The sequence below is a fragment of the Streptomyces sp. TAA204 genome (assembly GCF_000424965.1).
Genome location: NZ_AUKW01000026.1, coordinates 18,015 through 34,577 on the forward strand (window position 1 = coordinate 18,015; position 16,563 = coordinate 34,577).

Genomic DNA, 16,563 nt, shown 5'->3' on the forward strand with positions numbered 1-16,563 from the left:
GGACGAAGAACCGGCCTCCGACCGGTGAGACAGGTCGGAGGCCGGTTCTTCTCGCCCCTGGGACGCCGCCACACGAGGGCGTCCGGCACAGGTGCGCGGGCGTAGGGCCGAAGGCGCCAAGAGCGCCTGAGGGCTGCGGACTTCAGCGCCGGGCGCGGGCCCGGCCGCCGCCTCCCCGTACCCGGTCGAGGAGGTCCCTCACCGTTCCCCACCGGCCCACGGCGACGACGAGGGACAGTACGAGGAGCATGAGCGGCGCCTCGGCGCCCTTGCCGTCCATGAGGAGTACGTGGGTGAGGATCGCTCCCGACATCACACCCACCAGCCCAATGGCCGCCAGCCCCGAGAACCATGGGGTGACGAGCCCGATGGCGCCGAGCAACTCCAGGGCGCCGGTCAGGTACATGAACCACGTGCCGAAGCCGATGTCCTCGAAGGTGCTCACGGCCCCGGGGTCGGCGGTCAGTGCGGGTATGGCGCCCAAGAGGACGAACTGCACCGCGAGACCGACCTGTAGCAGCCACAGGACCACGGACAGTACGACCTTCATCGGGCTCTTGCGGCGCCTTGAACGTGCGTCCGAGGGGGCGGGGGGAGCGGTCGGCGGCATGCCGCTTGCGTGCGTCATGGTTGGTCTCCTTCTGCGCGCGGTGCGTACGAACATACTCGTGAGAGCACCGGCGGCGGCCTTGTTTGTCACCGGCTTGCCTAAGCAGTGGCCCGGTGAAGCGGCCGGCACGGGCGAGGCCGTACCCGTTCGGACGGCGCTCGCGGGAACGCCGTCCGAACGGGTGGTGAAGGGGTGAACCGCCGTGCGGGCACGCAGCGTTGAGCGCCCCGCGCTCCAGCAGAGGGTCGGCGCGGCCCGGTTCACGCCATCGGGTCTCCTCGGGGAGTGTCGGACCCGGGAGCGCACCGGCGGCCGGGCATTTCCGTGCCGGCCGGGTCCGCACTGCCGCGCGTGCCGTGGCATGGAACGGCCCCGGGCCGGCACGTCCGGTCCGGGGCCGCCGCTTCGCGGGCGGGTCAGGCCCGTGATCGGGTGCCGGCGCCGGAGCCGGTACCCGCACCGGATCCCATGCCCGCGCACAGCGCCCAGATGATGAAGACGTCGATGGCCAGAGTGATGACGGCCCACAAGGGGTAGTGCGGCAGCCACATGAAGCTCGCGATCATCCCGAGGCCGGCCAGCGCCACGCCGACGACGCGGGCCCACATGGCCCCCGTCGCGAGCAGCGCGAACCCGGCGACGACGATCACGGCGCCCAGTATGAGGTGGACCCAGCCCCAGCCCGTCAGGCTGTACTCGAAGGCGTAGTTCTGCGTGGTCGCAAAGACGGCGTCCTCGCGCAGAGCTGCGACACCAGAGGACACGGCGAGCAGTCCACCGAAGATCATCAGCACGCTGGCCAGCATCGTCCAGCCGCTGACCATCATCGTCCTGCCGGAAGTGCGCGCGGCGGTACCCGCATGCGCTCCACTGGCGTGAGTGGCCATGTCGGGACCCTCCTTCTGCAAAGTATGGCTTCACCTGTTCAGGTGCTTATCACTCAGTCTGAGCACATTTGCGGCAATCTGCGACCGGAGACGTTCTGCCTGGTCGGAGCGTCTTCGAAAGACCACGCCCGGCGGGGCGCCGTCCGCCACCCGTGCGCGTACGGGTGCGCAGACGGCCGGGGGAGCGAGAGGCGCCCGCCTGCGGGCCGCCCGGAAGGGGTGGCCGGTGACCTTGACGCCGGCCTGCTCCGCACTTCCCGCCGGGCCGAGGTTTCCGGGACCGTGCTCCCGGCCAGGCGTGTACCAGCACGACGCACCGGACGCGTGTGCGGACAGCGGCGGAGAGGGGGAGCCGGAGAAGGGGAGCCGGAGAAGACGGATGAGCACACACGCGGTGCGGCAAGCACGCCAGGGACCGGACGGCACGGCAACGAGCAGGACGAACGGAAACGGATGACAGCCACGGAACACCCGGGTCACGGCGTGCGCACTGATCCGTCGCAGACACCGGAGGCGGCGTCACCACCGGCTGCGTCACCATCACCGGCTGCGTCACCCGCGGCTGCGTCACCACCGGCGGGCACCGACGCGGCCGGCCCGGCGTCCGCCGCCTCCCCGGCAGCCGGGCCGGGCCGCACCGTCAGCCCTGCGGACTGCCGCCGGGCCCTGCGCCGTACGCCAGTCTCCATCTGGAACGACGACGTCACCGACTGGGCCGCGGCGCTCACCTACTACGGCGTGATGGCCGTCTTCCCGGCGCTGCTCGTCACGGTCTCGGCCATGGGCCTCGCCGGTACGGGCGCCACGCAGGAACTCATTCACCGCGTGACCACCCTGCTGCCCGCCCAGCCCGGCGACCTCATCGCGGGAGTGCTGAGGGACATGGCGGGGCAGCGCACCGCCGCCTGGCTGCTCGCCGTCTTCGGCACGGCCGGGTCCCTGTGGTCCGCCTCCAGCTATCTGAGCGTCTTCCGCCGTGCCCTGCACGCCATGCACGGCGTGGAGGACACGCGTCCGCTGAGGCGTGCGGCTCCGCGCATCGTGCTCACCGCCCTGACGCTGCTGGCGCTGCTGATCTCCAGCTTGTTCGTGCTGGTGCTCAGCGGCGAACTCGCCCGTACGGCCGGGGAGACGCTCGGCAGGGGCAAGGTGGCCGCCGAGGCATGGAGCACGATGAAGTGGCCGCTGCTGGTCTGCCTGGCAGCCGTACTCGTACTGATCCTCTTCCGCTCGGGCCCCGCCGGGACGCGCGGTGTGCGCAACCAGATGCCGGGCGGGGTGGTCGCCGTGCTGCTCTGGCTCGTGGCCTCGCTGGGCTTCGCGCTCTACGTCTCGCACGTCGGCACGTACTACAGGATGTACGGGCCGCTCGCGGGGATCGTCGTCTTCCTGGTGTGGCTGTGGATGTCGAACCTCGCGCTGCTCAGCGGTGCGCAGTTCAACGCCGAACTCGCCAAGCTGCGCCGCCGCCCCGGCAGTTGACACCGGGGCGGCGGCTGGGCCCGCCGCCGGCCCCGGTGTCAACTGCCGGCGATGCTTCCGACCGCTTCGTCGACCGGCGTCCCGCCACTGATCAGCTCCAGCGTCATACCCGCCGTGCCGGGCGCGTGCAGCAGGGACGCCAGTACGGCCGCCACGTCGTCCCGCGGCACCTCCGCCCGACCGGTCCGCTCCTCGAGCCGTACCAGTCCGGTGCCGGGAGCGTCGGTGAGCTTGCCGGGCCGTAGCACCGTCCAGTCGAGGCTCCCGCGTGCCCGTACGGCGTCGTCCGCGGCGCCCTTCGCGCGCAGGTACGCGGCGAAGACGGGGTCGGTCCCGGGCGGCGGTTCGGTGAGTCCGGCGTCGGCCCCCATCGCGGAGACGACGATGTGGCGCCGTACGCCCGCGCGTTCCGCCGCGTCCGCGAGGAGGACGGCTGCCGCGCGGTCCACGGACTCCTTCCGCGCCGTGCCGCTGCCCGGCCCCGCTCCGGCCGCGAAGACCACCGCGTCGGCGCCCTCCAGATGTGCCGCGACCTCCTCCACGGAGGCCGACTCCAGGTCGCAGACGACAGGTTCGGCACCCGCCGCCCGCAGGTCCTCCTCCTGCTCAGGCTTGCGGATGATGCCCGCCACCTCTTCTCCGCGCCCGGCGAGCAGCCGCTCCAGCCGCAGCGCGATCTGACCGTGTCCACCAGCGATTACTGTGCGCATGCCCCGACCGTACGCCCATCCGCTGCCGCTGCCCCGCCACCCGGGGGTGACCGGCCGTCAGCCCTGCGACTGCCGCGGCAGATCGAACTCCGAGGTGCCCGTGAAGTCGCAGAACTCCCGCACCGCGCTCGTGCGCGCCACCACCCGCCCCCGGTGCACCACGACACGGCTGTAAGCGAGGGACAGCGCCCCCGCCAGCTCCGTACCCCGCACGGCCAGCAGTTCCGCCGGGAAGCCCGCCTCCACCCGCACCTCGGGCAGGCCCATCATCGCGCGCGCCTGTCCGCAGACCGCCTCGTAGGCGGCCTCCACGCGTGCCTCGCTGTGCGACGCCAGCAGGTACGCGGCCTCCAGCGGGTCGCCCCTGCCGACGGGGCAGGCGGCGTCCCGCAGCGCCCCGCTGCCCGCGGTCACCGCCACGCCGGCAGCGGTGAGCAGTCTCACCGGCGCCACACGCGAGGGGGCGGCCGGTGTGGGGCGCTCCATCACACCGCAGTTGCCCTGCGGCAGGGCGACGACCGTGACACCGGCCGCGGCGAGCCTGTCCGCCGTACGGGCCGCCGACTTGTGCGGCAGCCGGGCCAGTCCGGCGCACGGCCCGATGGCGACGCCGGGGCGCAGCCCGCCCGCGGCGGCGGCCAGCCGGGACAGACGGGCCGGGTCGTCACCGTCGGTGTGGAGGTCGACGCCGCAGCCGTGCTCTGCCGCGACCTCCAGCACGGCGTCCACGTAGCCGCCAGGATCGGGGTCGAGGTCGGGACAGCCGCCGATGACCGTGGCGCCCATCTTCACCGCGTCCCGCAGCATCGACAGGTTGTCTGCCCCGGCGACACCGGTCAGCAGCCGCGGGACGGCGACGGTGCTCAGCTCCACCAGTCCGCGCAGCGCCCGACGCGCCTGGAGCACCGCCTCCAGCGAGCGCAGCCCCGCCACGTCGCCGATGTGCACATGGGTGCGGGTGGCGGTCGCGCCCTGCCCGAGCTGGAGCAGCGCCGCCTCGGTCGTACGCCGCTGCACGTCCTCCGGGGCGCTGCGGGGAGGGCCGTCGGAGGCGGGGGAGACGGCTGTCAGCGCGGTGTCGTAGTGCGCGTGCGGTTCCGCCGGCGCGGGGAGCAGCAGGAAACCGGAGAGGTCGACCCGTGAGGCGCCCGCGGGCTGCGGTCCCCTCGCGAGGCTGCCCGCCGTACCGACCGCCTCGATACGGTCGTCGCCCAGCCGGACGTCGACGGTGCGGCCGTCGGCGAGGCGGGCGCCGCACAGCATGATGGTGCGGGCCGCGGCGGTGTCGGCGGCTCTGTCGTGGGAAGTGCCCTCACGAGGGGTGCCGTCCCGGGAGGGACCGCCGGTGCCCCGCTGCGCGCCGGAGCGGCCCTTGCCCGGGGTGCGGCCCCGGGGCCGGGCGCCTCCGCCCCTGGCCGCGCCTCTGTCCGGAGCTCCGGGCGTGCCGCCGTTCGCGCCTGTGCTGCCGTTCGCGCCTGTGCCGTCGTCCGGGCTTGTGCCGCCGCTCGGGCTTGCGTCGCCGTCCGCGCCGTCCGTGCTCGCGCGGCCGTCGCCGTCCACGGCGCCGCCTCCGTCGCGGTCCCCGCCGTCCTGGGATGCGCCGTTGCCGGAGGCGTCGTGGGCGGCGGAGTCCCGGCCGGGTCTCCCGTTCGCGTCACGAGGCTCGTCCCGGGGGCCGTCGCCGTCCCCCGGGCCCTGTGGCTGGCTGTCGGCCATCGCACTCCCCACATCGGCGGATGATCATGATCACGCAGCGTGAGTCGAGAGTAGGGCGCTCCGGGGGCACCGGCGAGGAAGAGGCGAATAGTCGTACTGACGTGGTGCGAGGGGGTGTTGGGGTCTTCCGGACGGGGGGCGACCCACGTGGGTGCGGGCTCCGGAAAGGCCGTGTGCGGGCGCGATACGGATTTCACCTTTGGCTGCCGGGCGTGTAATGTCTTCACCGCTCGCCCCAATAGCTCAGTCGGCAGAGCGTCTCCATGGTAAGGAGAAGGTCAACGGTTCGATTCCGTTTTGGGGCTCTGATGTGTGAGATCCCCCCATCGGATGGTGGGTTTCCGCGCATCGTGGCGGTGTAGCTCAGTCGGTAGAGCAAGCGGCTCATAATCGCTGTGTCACCGGTTCAAGTCCGGTCACCGCTACTTCACCGAATGTAGCCGATTGTGGGTTCGGTCCTTCGATCGGCTACTCTTCCTGCGTTCTGGCCCATCTGTCCGTCAAGGAGCACTCACGTGGCTGCCACAGACGTCCGCCCGAAGATCACGCTGGCCTGCGTGGAGTGCAAGGAGCGGAACTACATCACCAAGAAGAACCGGCGCAACAACCCGGACCGTCTTGAGATGAAGAAGCACTGCCCGCGCTGCAACTCGCACACGGCGCACCGCGAGACGCGCTGAACCAGGCCGTTCGACGAGGCCGTCCCCGACCGGGGGCGGCCTCGCGTCGTTCCGTACGAACGGTTCCGGCCGCCCCCGGCCCGAGCCCGGCGGCCCGGGCCGTGAACTCACGGGGCCCGGGGCCCATGGCCCACCACCCGCCGGCTTCCAGGAGGTGCCGCGCTCCATGGCGCTCGACCAGTCCTTCGTCGGGCGGAGCTATCCGCCCACCCGCCCCTACGAGGTCGCCCGCGAGAAGATCCGCGAGTTCGCCGAGGCCGTCGGGGACGACAATCCGGCCTACACGGACCGCGAAGCCGCCGAAGCGCTGGGCCACCCCGATGTGATCGCCCCGCCCACGTTCGTCTTCGCCATCACCTTCCGCGCGGCCCGGCAGGTCACCGAGGACCCGCAGCTGGGCCTGGACTACAGCCGGGTGGTGCACGGCGACCAGAAGTTCGTCTACGCACGGCCCGTGCGGGCGGGGGACCGGCTCTCGGTGTCCACCACCATCGAGGCCGTCAAGTCGATGGCGGGCAACGAGATCCTCGACGTACGCGGCGACGTGCACGACGCCTCGGGCGAGCTGGTGGTGACCGCCCACACCAAGCTCGTGGCCCGCGGGGCCGAGGCGGAGGCCCCCGCACCGGAGACAAGGGGAGGCTGATCGGGATGTCAGCGAAGATCGCGTACGCCGACGTCGAAGTCGGCACCGAGCTGCCCTCGCGCACCTTCCCCGTCGACCGGGAGCGGCTTGTGCGCTACGCCGGCGCCTCCGGGGACTTCAACCCCATTCACTGGAACGAGCGGTTCGCCAAGGAGGTGGGCCTGCCGGACGTCATCGCGCACGGCATGTTCACCATGGCGGAGGCCGTCCGTGTGGTCACCGACTGGACGGGCGATCCGGCGGCCGTCGTCGAGTACGGGGTGCGCTTCACCCGGCCGGTCGTCGTACCGGACGACGAGAAGGGCGCCGAGATCGAGGTCGCCGCGAAGGTCGCCGCCAAGCTGGACGACGAGGCGCGCACCGTGCGTGTGGACCTGACGGTGATGAGCGCCGGCCAGAAGGTGCTCGGCGTCTCCCGGGCCGTCGTCCGCCTGGCCTGAACCGGTCCCACCGCCCCGCCCCGCCCGCGGGCCGGGAGCGGGGAAACCGTACACAGCCAAGAGCAGGACCGGACAGGTCGGGCCGGGCAGGCCGGGCAGGACAGGACGCGGCCCGGGACGGGAGTGCCGTGGCCCGGCGTGCCCTCTCGTACGCTTGAGCGCGTGCAGGAACTCCATGACGCCCCCCTCGCCCCGCTGACCACCTTCCGGCTCGGCGGCCCGGCCGCCCGCCTGCGTACGGCGACCACCGACGACGAAGTGATCGCCGCCGTCCGCGAGTCCGACGCCGCCGGCACCCCGCTGCTGATCGTCGGCGGCGGCAGCAACCTCGTCGTCGCGGACGAGGGCTTCCCGGGCACCGCCCTGCGCATCGCCACCACCGGCTTCCGGCTCTCGGGCACCCGTCTGGAACTCGCCGCGGGCGAGAACTGGTCGGATGCGGTCGCCCGCACCGTCGAGGCGGGGCTCGCGGGCGTCGAGTGCCTGGCCGGCATCCCCGGCTCCGCAGGTGCGACGCCCATCCAGAACGTGGGCGCGTACGGGCAGGAGGTCTCCTCGACCGTCACCGAGGTCGTCGCCTACGACCGGAGCAGCGGCGGGACGGTCACCGTCCCGAACGCCGAGTGCGGCTTTTCCTACCGCCACAGCCGGTTCAAGGCCGACCCGGACCGTTACGTCGTCCTCCGGGTCCGCTTCGAACTGGAGGACGCCGGTGGTCTGTCCGCGCCGGTCAAGTACGCCGAGACGGCCCGCGCCCTCGGCGTCGAGCCCGGTGACCGCGTGTCCGCGCAGGCGGCCCGGGAGACCGTGCTGAAGCTCCGTGCGGGCAAGGGCATGGTGCTCGACCCCGAGGACCACGACACGTGGTCGGCGGGGTCCTTCTTCACCAACCCCGTGCTGGACGACGCCGAGTTCGCCGCCTTCACCGGACGCGCCGCCGAGCGGCTGGGCGCCGACGTCGCCGTGCCCGCGTTCCCGGCGGGGGAGGGCCGTACGAAGACCTCCGCGGCCTGGCTCATCGACCGGGCCGGGTTCACCAAGGGCTACGGGGCGGGCCGCGCCCGTATCTCCACCAAGCACACCCTCGCGCTCACCAACCGCGGGGAGGCGTCCACAGCCGACCTGCTGGCGCTCGCCCGCGAGGTGCGGGACGGCGTGCGGGAGGTCTTCGGCGTGACACTCGTGAACGAACCCGTGACCGTCGGCTGCGCTCTGTAGGGGCGTACGGACCGTACCGCCCGCCCCGGGGGCTCCCTGAGTACAGGCCCCGCGCGCGCGAGCGGTCACCCGCCCCCGCGTGCGTCTTCGCACCCGCCCACGCCCCGCGTGTGTCAGGGGGCGCCGGACGCCGGGCCGCCGCCCAGCCAGCCGTCCACGTCGGACAGCACCTGCTTGCGCACGTCGTGAGGCATCGAGGCCGCCCGCACCGACTGCCGTGCCAGCTCCGCCAGTTCGGGGTCGGTGAAGCCGTGCGACTCCCGCGCGATGCCGTACTGCGCGGCGAGGCGTGAGCCGAACAGCAGCGGGTCGTCGGCGCCCAGCGCCATCGGCACGCCGGCGTCCCACAGCGTCCGCAGCGGCACGTCCTCGGGCTTGTCGTAGACGCCCAGCGCGACGTTCGAGGCGGGGCAGACCTCGCAGGTGACGTTCCGCTCGGCCAGCTGCGCGAGCAGCACCGGGTCCTCGGCCGCCCGTACACCGTGCCCCAGGCGGGCGGCGTGCAGGTCGTCCAGGCAGTCGCGGACGCTGCTCGGCCCGGACAGCTCACCGCCGTGCGGCGCCGCCAGCAGACCGCCGTGCCGCGCGATGGCGAAGGCCCGGTCGAAGTCGCGGGCGAATCCGCGGCGTTCGTCGTTGGAGAGCCCGAAGCCGACGATCCCTCGGTCCCGGAAGCGGACCGCGAGCCGGGCGAGCGTACGGGCGTCGAGGGGGTGTTTCATCCGGTTCGCCGCGACCACCAGCCGCATGCCCAGCCCGGTCTCCCGTGCCGCGCTCTCGACCGCGTCCAGGATGATCTCCAGCGCGGGGATGAGACCGCCCAGCCGGGGCGCGTACGAGGTGGGGTCGACCTGGATCTCCAGCCAGCGCGAGCCGTCCCTTACGTCCTCCTCGGCGGCTTCGCGCACCAGCCGCTGGATGTCCTCCGGCGTGCGCAGGCAGGAGCGCGCGATGTCGTAGAGCCGCTGGAAGCGGAACCAGCCGCGCTCGTCCGTCGCCCGCAGCCTGGGCGGCTCGCCGCCGCTCAGGGCCGCCGGCAGGTGCACGCCGTACTTGTCGGCGAGTTCCAGCAGCGTGCCGGACCGCATCGAACCGGTGAAGTGCAGATGGAGATGGGCCTTGGGCAGGGTGCGCAGGTCTCGGACAGCCATCCACAGATCCTGCCGTACGTGCCCGGCGGAGGGGTAGTCGCATTCCCTGAACGAGGTCTTGCCCGAACGTGAAGGCGGTCCCCCGGGGCACCTGCCCGGGGGACCGCCTCACCAGCACATGACGGGGCGCGGCGCCTCAGCCGCGCGCCTCACCGAGCAGCTTCTGCATCCGGGACACGCCCTCGGCCAGGTCCTCGTCGCCCAGCGCGTAGGACAGACGCAGATAGCCCGGGGTGCCGAAGGCCTCGCCCGGTACGACCGCGACCTCCGCCTCCTCCAGGATCAGCTCCGCCAGCTCCACGCTCGTCGCCGGGCGCCTGCCGCGGATCTCCTTGCCCAGCAGCCCCTTGACCGAGGGGTACGCGTAGAAGGCGCCCTCGGGCTCCGGGCATACCACACCGTCGATCTCGTTCAGCATTCGCACGATCGTGCGACGGCGCCGGTCGAAGGCCGTGCGCATCGCCGCGACCGCCTCCAGGTCGCCCGAGACGGCGGCGAAGGCGGCGACCTGCGCCACGTTGCTGACGTTCGACGTGGCGTGGGACTGGAGGTTCGTGGCGGCCTTGACGACATCCTTCGGACCGATGACCCAGCCCACGCGCCAGCCGGTCATGGCGTACGTCTTGGCCACGCCGTTGACGACCACGCACTTGTCCCGCAGCGCGGGCACGGCGGCCGGGAGCGAGGTGAACTCCGCGTCGCCGTAGACGAGGTGTTCGTAGATCTCGTCCGTCATCACCCACAGGCCGTGCTCCAGCGCCCACTCGCCGATGGCCACGACCTGGTCGCGCGGGTAGACGGAGCCGGTCGGGTTGGAGGGGGAGACGAAGAGCACCATCTTCGTCCGCTCCGTGCGCGCGGCCTCCAACTGCTCCACGCCGACCAGGTAGTTCGTCGACTCGTCGGCCACGACGGGGACCGGGACACCGCCCGCGAGCCGGATCGACTCGGGGTAGGTGGTCCAGTAAGGCGCCGGGACGATGACCTCGTCGCCCGGGTCGAGCGTGGCGGCGAGGGACTCGTAGATGGCCTGCTTGCCGCCGTTGGTGACCAGGACCTGGGCCGGCTCGATCTCGTAGCCGGAGTCGCGCAGGGTCTTCGCGGCGATCGCGGTCTTCAGCTCGGGGAGGCCGCCGGCGGGCGTGTAGCGGTGGTTCCTGGTGTCGCGGCAGGCTTCGGCCGCCGCGTCCACGATGTAGCCGGGCGTCGGGAAGTCCGGTTCGCCCGCGCCGAAACCGATCACCGGACGCCCGGCGGCCTTGAGGGCCTTCGCCTTGGCGTCCACGGCGAGCGTCGCGGACTCGGAGATCGACCCCACACGGGCCGAGACACGTCGTTCGGTGGGTGACTGTGCAGACTGTGCAGGTGGCGTTGGAGCGCTCATAAGGGCATGTTCCCAGACGGCTCCGGCGTCCGGCACCGGGGAGTGAGGGGCGGGCGGCCCTACCTGTTCGACGCCCGGCCCGGGAGGACGTACACTCCTACGTCGTTGGCCCCGAGCTGTGCCGTCGGATGCACGGACACCGAGCAGTCGTTCCGATGCGGTAAGTTGGGGAATCACAAAGGGTCGTAGCTCAATTGGAAGAGCACTGGTCTCCAAAACCAGCGGTTGGGGGTTCGAGTCCCTCCGGCCCTGCTCCACACACCGCGACCGAGGTGTGTGTGCACGCGTACGTACTGAATTGCACCGCCGTGCGGCCGGGCCGGACGCCGCATGGCAACGACCCGGATCAGGTGAGGATGAGTGACGGAGATCACGGACACCACCGAGGTCCCTGAACCCGGAGGGTCGTCGGACGGCAAGAAGCCGCGCCGCGGGGGCAAGCGGGCCAAGAGGGGCCCCTTCGGCCGGCTCGCGCTGTTCTACCGGCAGATCGTCGCCGAACTCCGCAAGGTCGTCTGGCCCACCCGGCACCAGCTGTCGACGTACACCACCGTGGTGATCATTTTCGTGGTCATCGTCATCGGTCTGGTGACTGTGATCGATTACGGGTTCACCGAGGTCATGAAGTACGTTTTCGGCTGAGCCCGCGACAGATGCCACACGCGGCGCCTTTCGTACGTTCGAGCCCTTGAAGCCAGGAAGAAGCAGCCACCGTGTCTGATCCGAACCTGAACGATGCCGTCGAGCCCGCAGAGGGTGACGACACCGCACGCGACATCGTCGAGGCGGCGGATGAGAGTTCGGACCGGACGGACGCAGCGGAGGCCACGGCCGAGGAGGCAGCCGTCCACCTCGAGTCGGACCAGATCGCCGAGACCGCCGAGGACGCCGCCGCACAGGGCGAGGGCGAGGCCGCTGCGGCGGAGGCCGAGGAACCGGAGAAGGCCGACCCCGTCGCCGAGCTCCGGGACGAGCTGCGCCTGCTCCCCGGCGAGTGGTATGTGATCCACACCTACGCCGGCTACGAGAACCGCGTGAAGACCAACCTCGAGCAGCGCGCCGTCTCCCTCAACGTCGAGGACTTCATCTTCCAGGCCGAGGTGCCGCAGGAAGAGGTCGTCCAGATCAAGAACGGCGACCGCCGCACCGTCCGGCAGAACAAGCTGCCGGGCTACGTCCTCGTACGGATGGACCTCACCAACGAGTCCTGGGGCGTTGTCCGCAACACCCCCGGTGTGACCGGCTTCGTCGGCAACGCCTACGACCCCTACCCGCTGACCCTCGACGAGATCGTCAAGATGCTCGCCCCGGAGGCCGAGGAGAAGGCCGCCAAGGCCGCCGCGGCCGAGGAGGAGGGCAAGCCCGCCGGCGGTCCCGGCCGCAAGGTCGAGGTCCAGGTGCTCGACTTCGAGGTCGGCGACTCGGTCACCGTCACCGACGGCCCGTTCGCGACGCTGCAGGCGACGATCAACGAGATCAACGCCGACTCGAAGAAGGTCAAGGGACTCGTCGAGATCTTCGGCCGGGAGACACCGGTCGAGCTGAGCTTCGACCAGATCCAGAAGAACTGAGCCTCCTCGCACCGGCTTCCGGCAGTTCGGCGCACCCCGCTCGCGGGTATCGCGTGAGCTGCCGGTTTCAGCGCTCACCACGGTACGGGCTATCGTGGTGCGGTATGCCTCCAGCCGTATGACGGGCGGAGGACGAATCACCTCTCACAAGGACCCGGAGAGAGCATGCCTCCCAAGAAGAAGAAGAAGGTTTCGGGGCTGATCAAGCTCCAGATCCAGGCCGGCGCGGCCAACCCGGCGCCGCCGGTCGGCCCGGCGCTGGGTCAGCACGGCGTCAACATCATGGAGTTCTGCAAGGCCTACAACGCGGCGACCGAGTCGCAGCGCGGCTGGGTCATCCCCGTGGAGATCACTGTCTACGAGGACCGCTCCTTCACCTTCATCACCAAGACGCCGCCGGCGTCGAAGATGATCCTGAAGGCCGCGGGCGTGGACAAGGGCTCCGGCGAGCCGCACGTCAAGAAGGTCGCGAAGATCACTCGTGACCAGGTGCGTGAGATCGCCACCACGAAGATGCCCGACCTGAACGCCAACAACCTGGACCAGGCCGAGAAGATCATCTCCGGTACCGCCCGTTCCATGGGCGTCACGGTCGAGGGCTGAGCCCCCAGGCCCAGCAAGCCATGTGGGAGGGCCACGCGCCGGCCCCGACCACGACTCCGTACCGTCACCCGGCGGCAGCCGGCTGACGTCACTGTCAGGAGCAGTAGTGAAGCGCAGCAAGTACTTCCGCAGCGCGGACGCCAAGATCGACCGGGAGCGTCTCTACGCCCCGCTCGAGGCCGTGCGTCTCGCCAAGGACACCTCCACGAAGAAGTTCGACGCGACCGTCGAGGTCGCCCTGCGTCTGGGCGTCGACCCGCGCAAGGCCGACCAGATGGTCCGCGGCACCGTGAACCTGCCGCACGGCACCGGTAAGACCGCCCGGGTCCTGGTCTTCGCGACCGGTGACCGTGCAGCTGCCGCGGAGGCCGCGGGCGCCGACATCGTCGGCGCCGACGAGCTGATCGAGGAGGTCGCGGGCGGCCGCCTGGACTTCGACGCCGTCGTCGCCACCCCGGACCTGATGGGCAAGGTCGGCCGCCTCGGCCGCGTGCTCGGTCCGCGTGGTCTGATGCCGAACCCGAAGACCGGCACCGTCACGCCCGATGTCACCAAGGCGGTCAACGACATCAAGGGCGGCAAGATCGAGTTCCGTGTCGACAAGCACGCGAACCTCCACTTCATCATCGGCAAGACGTCCTTCGACGACAGCCAGCTCGTGGAGAACTACGCCGCCGCCCTGGAGGAGATCCAGCGGCTGAAGCCGTCGGCGGCCAAGGGGCGTTACGTCAAGAAGACGGCCATCACCACCACGATGGGCCCCGGCATCCCCGTCGACCCCAACCGCACCCGGAACCTCCTCGTCGAGGAGGACCCCGCCGCCGTCTGAGCCCCGCTCGACCGCGAACGGCCGCCGATGTGCCCCCGCGGGCCCCGCTCTCTCCGCAGAGCGGGGCCCGCGGGCGTTGTACGGCGGTGCCGTGTACGGGATAAGGTCTGCTCAGGTCGTACAAGTGCACATATTCATGGGGGATCATCACATGCGTCAGCGTCGAATTGCCGCGGCGGCAGCCGGAGTTGTTCTGATGGCCGGACTCACCGCCTGCGGCGGGAGCTCCGACAGCGGTGACGGCGGGAGCGGCGGGTCGAAGGACAAGGCCAAGCTCTCGCCCGTGGAGGCGGCGCTCGCCGACCTGAAGCAGGCATCGGAGAGCACCCAGGAGCAGAACTCGGCGAAGGTCGTCTCCGACCAGACGCAGGGAACGCCGCAGGGTGAGATGTCCACCAGGTCGGAGGGGTCCATCGACTGGTCCGGCGGCGGGACCACCGCCGAGATGACCGTGACCCAGAAGGGCTCCGGCAGCGGTATGCCCTCCAGCGGGAAGCCGATGCCGGCGCGCTACACCGAAGACGCCATGTACATCAATCTCGGTGACGAGTTCGCGGCGTCGTCCGGCAAGGGCAAGCACTGGGTGAAGTACGACTACGACAAGCTGGCCGAGCAGGGCGGGCCGTCGGGCGCACTGGTCAAGGACCAGATGCAGAACAACAACCCCGCGCGCTCCGTCGACCTGCTGCTCGCCAGCGGCAAGGTGAAGAAGGTCGGGACCGACAACGTCAAGGGCGTGCGCACCGACCACTACAGCGGCACCATCAAGGTCTCCGAACTGGCACGGATGCAGTCCAAGAACCTCAGTGAGAGGGAGCTGGACCAGCTCGCCGACCAGCTCGAACAGCAGGGGTTCAAGACCGAGACGGTCGACCTGTGGATCGACGAGGACGATCTGCTGGTGAAGAAGCAGGAGAAGGCCAAGGGCAAGTACGGCGACATGGACTCCACCGTCCACTACACGGACTACGGCACGAAGGTCTCCGTCGAGGAGCCGCCCGCCTCCGACACGCTGCCCTTCGAGCAGATGCTGGGCAGCCAGAGCTGACAGCCGGCCCGGTCCAGTGCGAGCGGTGACGGACCGGAAGGTGCACGAACGCGGGGCCCCCGGCGGCGGATTTGGTGCTGACGGGGGCTTCGCGTAATCTCGTACAAAGCCAAAGACCGCTGGTCGTCGCTGTGCTCACTCAAGGAGCACGGTGGCCGAAGGATCCGCTAGCCGCGGACGACCCGCGTAGGTGATGAGGAAGCTCCCGCCGAGACGCCTGCCGTCTTGCGGCCGAGCCACGCCCCACGCGCCTGCGCTGGGGCGTTTCGTTGTTCCAGCCCCTTCCGAGCGGTCCTCATCACCCGGAAGGAGGCCGAGGCTCATGGCGAGGGACCAGGTCGCTCCCGACAAGATCGCCGCCGTCGAGGAGATCACGAACAAGTTCCGTGACTCCAACGCCGCAGTGGTCACCGCGTACACGGGGCTTTCGGTGGCTCAGCTCAAGCAGCTGCGCCGCTCGCTCGGTGACAACGCCCAGTACCGCGTGGTGAAGAACACGCTGACCAAGATCGCGGCGAACGACGCCGGGATCAACGAGCTCGACGAGTTCTTCGTGGGCTCGTCGGCCGTCGCCTTCGTCACCGGTGACCCGGTCGCGGCGGCGAAGGGTCTCCGTGACTTCGCCAAGGACAACCCCGCCCTGGTCATCAAGGGCGGCATGGTCGACGGCGCGCTCTACAACGCCGACGACCTCAAGAAGCTCGCGGAGGTCGAATCCCGCGAGGTGCTGCTCGCCAAGCTGGCCGGCGGCATGAAGGCGTCCATGGCCAAGGCCGCGGCGACTTTCGAGGCCCCGCTGACGAAGTTCGTCCGTACCGCGGACGCGCTGCGCAGCAAGGTCGAGCAGGGCGGTGCCGAGTAATTCGGCTCCCGTCGAGGCCGGGCAGGCGACTGCATCCGGCCGCAGCGGGCCGAAAGCCCGCCGATACGTACACCCGGCACCAGCCGAACTAGTGGAAGGACCGCCATCATGGCGAAGCTCAGCCAGGACGAGCTGCTCGAGCAGTTCAGCGAGATGACCCTCATCGAGCTCTCCGAGTTCGTGAAGAAGTTCGAGGAGAAGTTCGACGTCGAGGCCGCCGCGCCGGCCGCCGTCGCCGTCGCCGCGCCCGGCCAGGGTGGCGGCGCCGCCGAGGAGGTCGAGGAGCAGGACGAGTTCGACGTCGTCCTCACCGGCGCCGGCGACAAGAAGATCCAGGTCATCAAGGTCGTGCGTGAGCTGACCTCGCTGGGTCTGAAGGAGGCCAAGGAGCTCGTGGACGGCACCCCGAAGCCGGTCCTCGAGAAGGTTTCCAAGGACGCCGCCGACAAGGCCAAGGAGTCCCTCGAGAACTCCGGCGCCTCCGTCGAGGTCAAGTGATCCGTGGGGTCCGACGGACCCCACAGCCAGGGGCGATCACCCAGCCGGGTGGTCGCCCCTCGCTTGTGCCATGCGGGGTCCCCGACCTCCGGGAACGGACGCGTATGGTGATCGTCGGTGCCGTGGGGCCCTTGACGAACGGCATCAGGCACGCGATTCTCTGGACGCGTCGTACATCGATCCGTGTTCCGAGGCATGGATCGGAGACGAAGCGGGAAGTGTTGCGGC

Annotated in this window: 18 protein-coding genes and 3 tRNA genes; 15 read left to right on the forward strand and 6 right to left on the reverse strand. The window is 70.8% G+C overall.

Annotated elements, in window-relative coordinates; all coding sequences use genetic code 11:
- Window positions 1–142 precede the first annotated feature (142 nt).
- Window positions 143–628: a DoxX family protein gene (locus tag H343_RS0124150; protein ID WP_051265963.1), complete on the reverse strand. Its 486-nt coding sequence runs from the start codon at window positions 626–628 to the stop codon at window positions 143–145.
- Window positions 629–1,026: 398 nt separating this feature from the next.
- Window positions 1,027–1,497, reverse strand: coding sequence for a DUF7144 family membrane protein (locus H343_RS0124155; RefSeq protein ID WP_028433224.1), 471 nt, complete (start codon window positions 1,495–1,497; stop codon window positions 1,027–1,029).
- Window positions 1,498–1,950: 453 nt separating this feature from the next.
- On the opposite strand from H343_RS0124155, the gene H343_RS32635 reads away from it, so the two are divergent.
- Complete coding sequence (locus H343_RS32635) at window positions 1,951–2,979, forward strand: YihY/virulence factor BrkB family protein (RefSeq protein ID WP_078506079.1); 1,029 nt, start codon at window positions 1,951–1,953, stop codon at window positions 2,977–2,979.
- Window positions 2,980–3,017: 38 nt separating this feature from the next.
- On the opposite strand, the gene H343_RS0124165 is transcribed toward H343_RS32635, so the two are convergent.
- Together H343_RS0124165 and H343_RS32640 are read right to left on the reverse strand one after the other, a co-directional pair.
- On the reverse strand, window positions 3,018–3,689 hold the full coding sequence (locus H343_RS0124165) for an SDR family oxidoreductase (protein WP_028433225.1): 672 nt from the start codon (window positions 3,687–3,689) through the stop codon (window positions 3,018–3,020).
- 57 nt (window positions 3,690–3,746) lie between these two features.
- Complete coding sequence (locus tag H343_RS32640; RefSeq protein WP_106958941.1) at window positions 3,747–4,952, reverse strand: amidohydrolase family protein; 1,206 nt, start codon at window positions 4,950–4,952, stop codon at window positions 3,747–3,749.
- Window positions 4,953–5,637: 685 nt separating this feature from the next.
- Here H343_RS32640 and H343_RS0124175 point away from each other — a divergent pair.
- The 6 genes from H343_RS0124175 to H343_RS0124200 all read left to right on the forward strand — a co-directional run bounded on the left by H343_RS0124175 (window position 5,638) and on the right by H343_RS0124200 (window position 8,389).
- Window positions 5,638–5,710, forward strand: a tRNA-Thr gene (locus tag H343_RS0124175).
- Window positions 5,711–5,757: 47 nt separating this feature from the next.
- Window positions 5,758–5,830: transfer RNA gene (locus H343_RS0124180), tRNA-Met, on the forward strand.
- A gap of 90 nt (window positions 5,831–5,920) precedes the next feature.
- Entirely contained in the window at window positions 5,921–6,085 is a 165-nt protein-coding gene (gene rpmG, locus H343_RS0124185) for a 50S ribosomal protein L33 (RefSeq protein ID WP_003956487.1), read from the forward strand.
- A gap of 166 nt (window positions 6,086–6,251) precedes the next feature.
- Window positions 6,252–6,731: a MaoC family dehydratase N-terminal domain-containing protein gene (locus H343_RS0124190; RefSeq protein ID WP_028433226.1), complete on the forward strand. Its 480-nt coding sequence runs from the start codon at window positions 6,252–6,254 to the stop codon at window positions 6,729–6,731.
- A 5-nt stretch (window positions 6,732–6,736) separates the two neighbouring features.
- Complete coding sequence (locus tag H343_RS0124195; RefSeq protein ID WP_028433227.1) at window positions 6,737–7,171, forward strand: MaoC family dehydratase; 435 nt, start codon at window positions 6,737–6,739, stop codon at window positions 7,169–7,171.
- Window positions 7,172–7,333: 162 nt separating this feature from the next.
- Window positions 7,334–8,389 carry a UDP-N-acetylmuramate dehydrogenase gene (locus tag H343_RS0124200; protein WP_028433228.1) on the forward strand — a complete coding sequence of 352 codons (1,056 nt, stop codon included), beginning with the start codon at window positions 7,334–7,336 and terminating at the stop codon, window positions 8,387–8,389.
- Window positions 8,390–8,502: 113 nt separating this feature from the next.
- Here H343_RS0124200 and H343_RS0124205 read toward each other — a convergent pair whose 3' ends face one another.
- Both H343_RS0124205 and H343_RS0124210 read right to left on the reverse strand, forming a co-directional pair.
- Window positions 8,503–9,540: an adenosine deaminase gene (locus H343_RS0124205; protein ID WP_037904970.1), complete on the reverse strand. Its 1,038-nt coding sequence runs from the start codon at window positions 9,538–9,540 to the stop codon at window positions 8,503–8,505.
- Window positions 9,541–9,676: 136 nt separating this feature from the next.
- A complete protein-coding gene (locus H343_RS0124210; RefSeq protein ID WP_158679611.1) occupies window positions 9,677–10,858 on the reverse strand; it encodes a pyridoxal phosphate-dependent aminotransferase in 1,182 nt (393 codons plus the stop codon).
- 245 nt (window positions 10,859–11,103) lie between these two features.
- Here H343_RS0124210 and H343_RS0124215 point away from each other — a divergent pair.
- The 8 genes from H343_RS0124215 (at window position 11,104) to rplL (ending at window position 16,335) form a co-directional block, all read left to right on the forward strand.
- A tRNA-Trp gene (locus tag H343_RS0124215) sits at window positions 11,104–11,176 on the forward strand.
- 108 nt (window positions 11,177–11,284) lie between these two features.
- Window positions 11,285–11,566 (forward strand): preprotein translocase subunit SecE, encoded by a 282-nt coding sequence (gene secE, locus H343_RS0124220; protein ID WP_028433231.1) that lies wholly within the window; start codon window positions 11,285–11,287, stop codon window positions 11,564–11,566.
- 71 nt (window positions 11,567–11,637) lie between these two features.
- On the forward strand, window positions 11,638–12,495 hold the full coding sequence (nusG, locus tag H343_RS0124225; RefSeq protein ID WP_028433232.1) for a transcription termination/antitermination protein NusG: 858 nt from the start codon (window positions 11,638–11,640) through the stop codon (window positions 12,493–12,495).
- A 165-nt stretch (window positions 12,496–12,660) separates the two neighbouring features.
- Window positions 12,661–13,098, forward strand: coding sequence for a 50S ribosomal protein L11 (rplK, locus tag H343_RS0124230; RefSeq protein ID WP_028433233.1), 438 nt, complete (start codon window positions 12,661–12,663; stop codon window positions 13,096–13,098).
- A gap of 106 nt (window positions 13,099–13,204) precedes the next feature.
- Entirely contained in the window at window positions 13,205–13,927 is a 723-nt protein-coding gene (gene rplA, locus H343_RS0124235; protein ID WP_028433234.1) for a 50S ribosomal protein L1, read from the forward strand.
- 151 nt (window positions 13,928–14,078) lie between these two features.
- Complete coding sequence (locus H343_RS0124240) at window positions 14,079–14,975, forward strand: SCO4651 family lipoprotein (RefSeq protein ID WP_037904973.1); 897 nt, start codon at window positions 14,079–14,081, stop codon at window positions 14,973–14,975.
- Window positions 14,976–15,297: 322 nt separating this feature from the next.
- Window positions 15,298–15,837 (forward strand): 50S ribosomal protein L10, encoded by a 540-nt coding sequence (gene rplJ, locus H343_RS0124245; RefSeq protein WP_028433236.1) that lies wholly within the window; start codon window positions 15,298–15,300, stop codon window positions 15,835–15,837.
- 108 nt (window positions 15,838–15,945) lie between these two features.
- Complete coding sequence (gene rplL / locus H343_RS0124250) at window positions 15,946–16,335, forward strand: 50S ribosomal protein L7/L12 (RefSeq protein WP_028433237.1); 390 nt, start codon at window positions 15,946–15,948, stop codon at window positions 16,333–16,335.
- Window positions 16,336–16,563 lie beyond the last annotated feature (228 nt).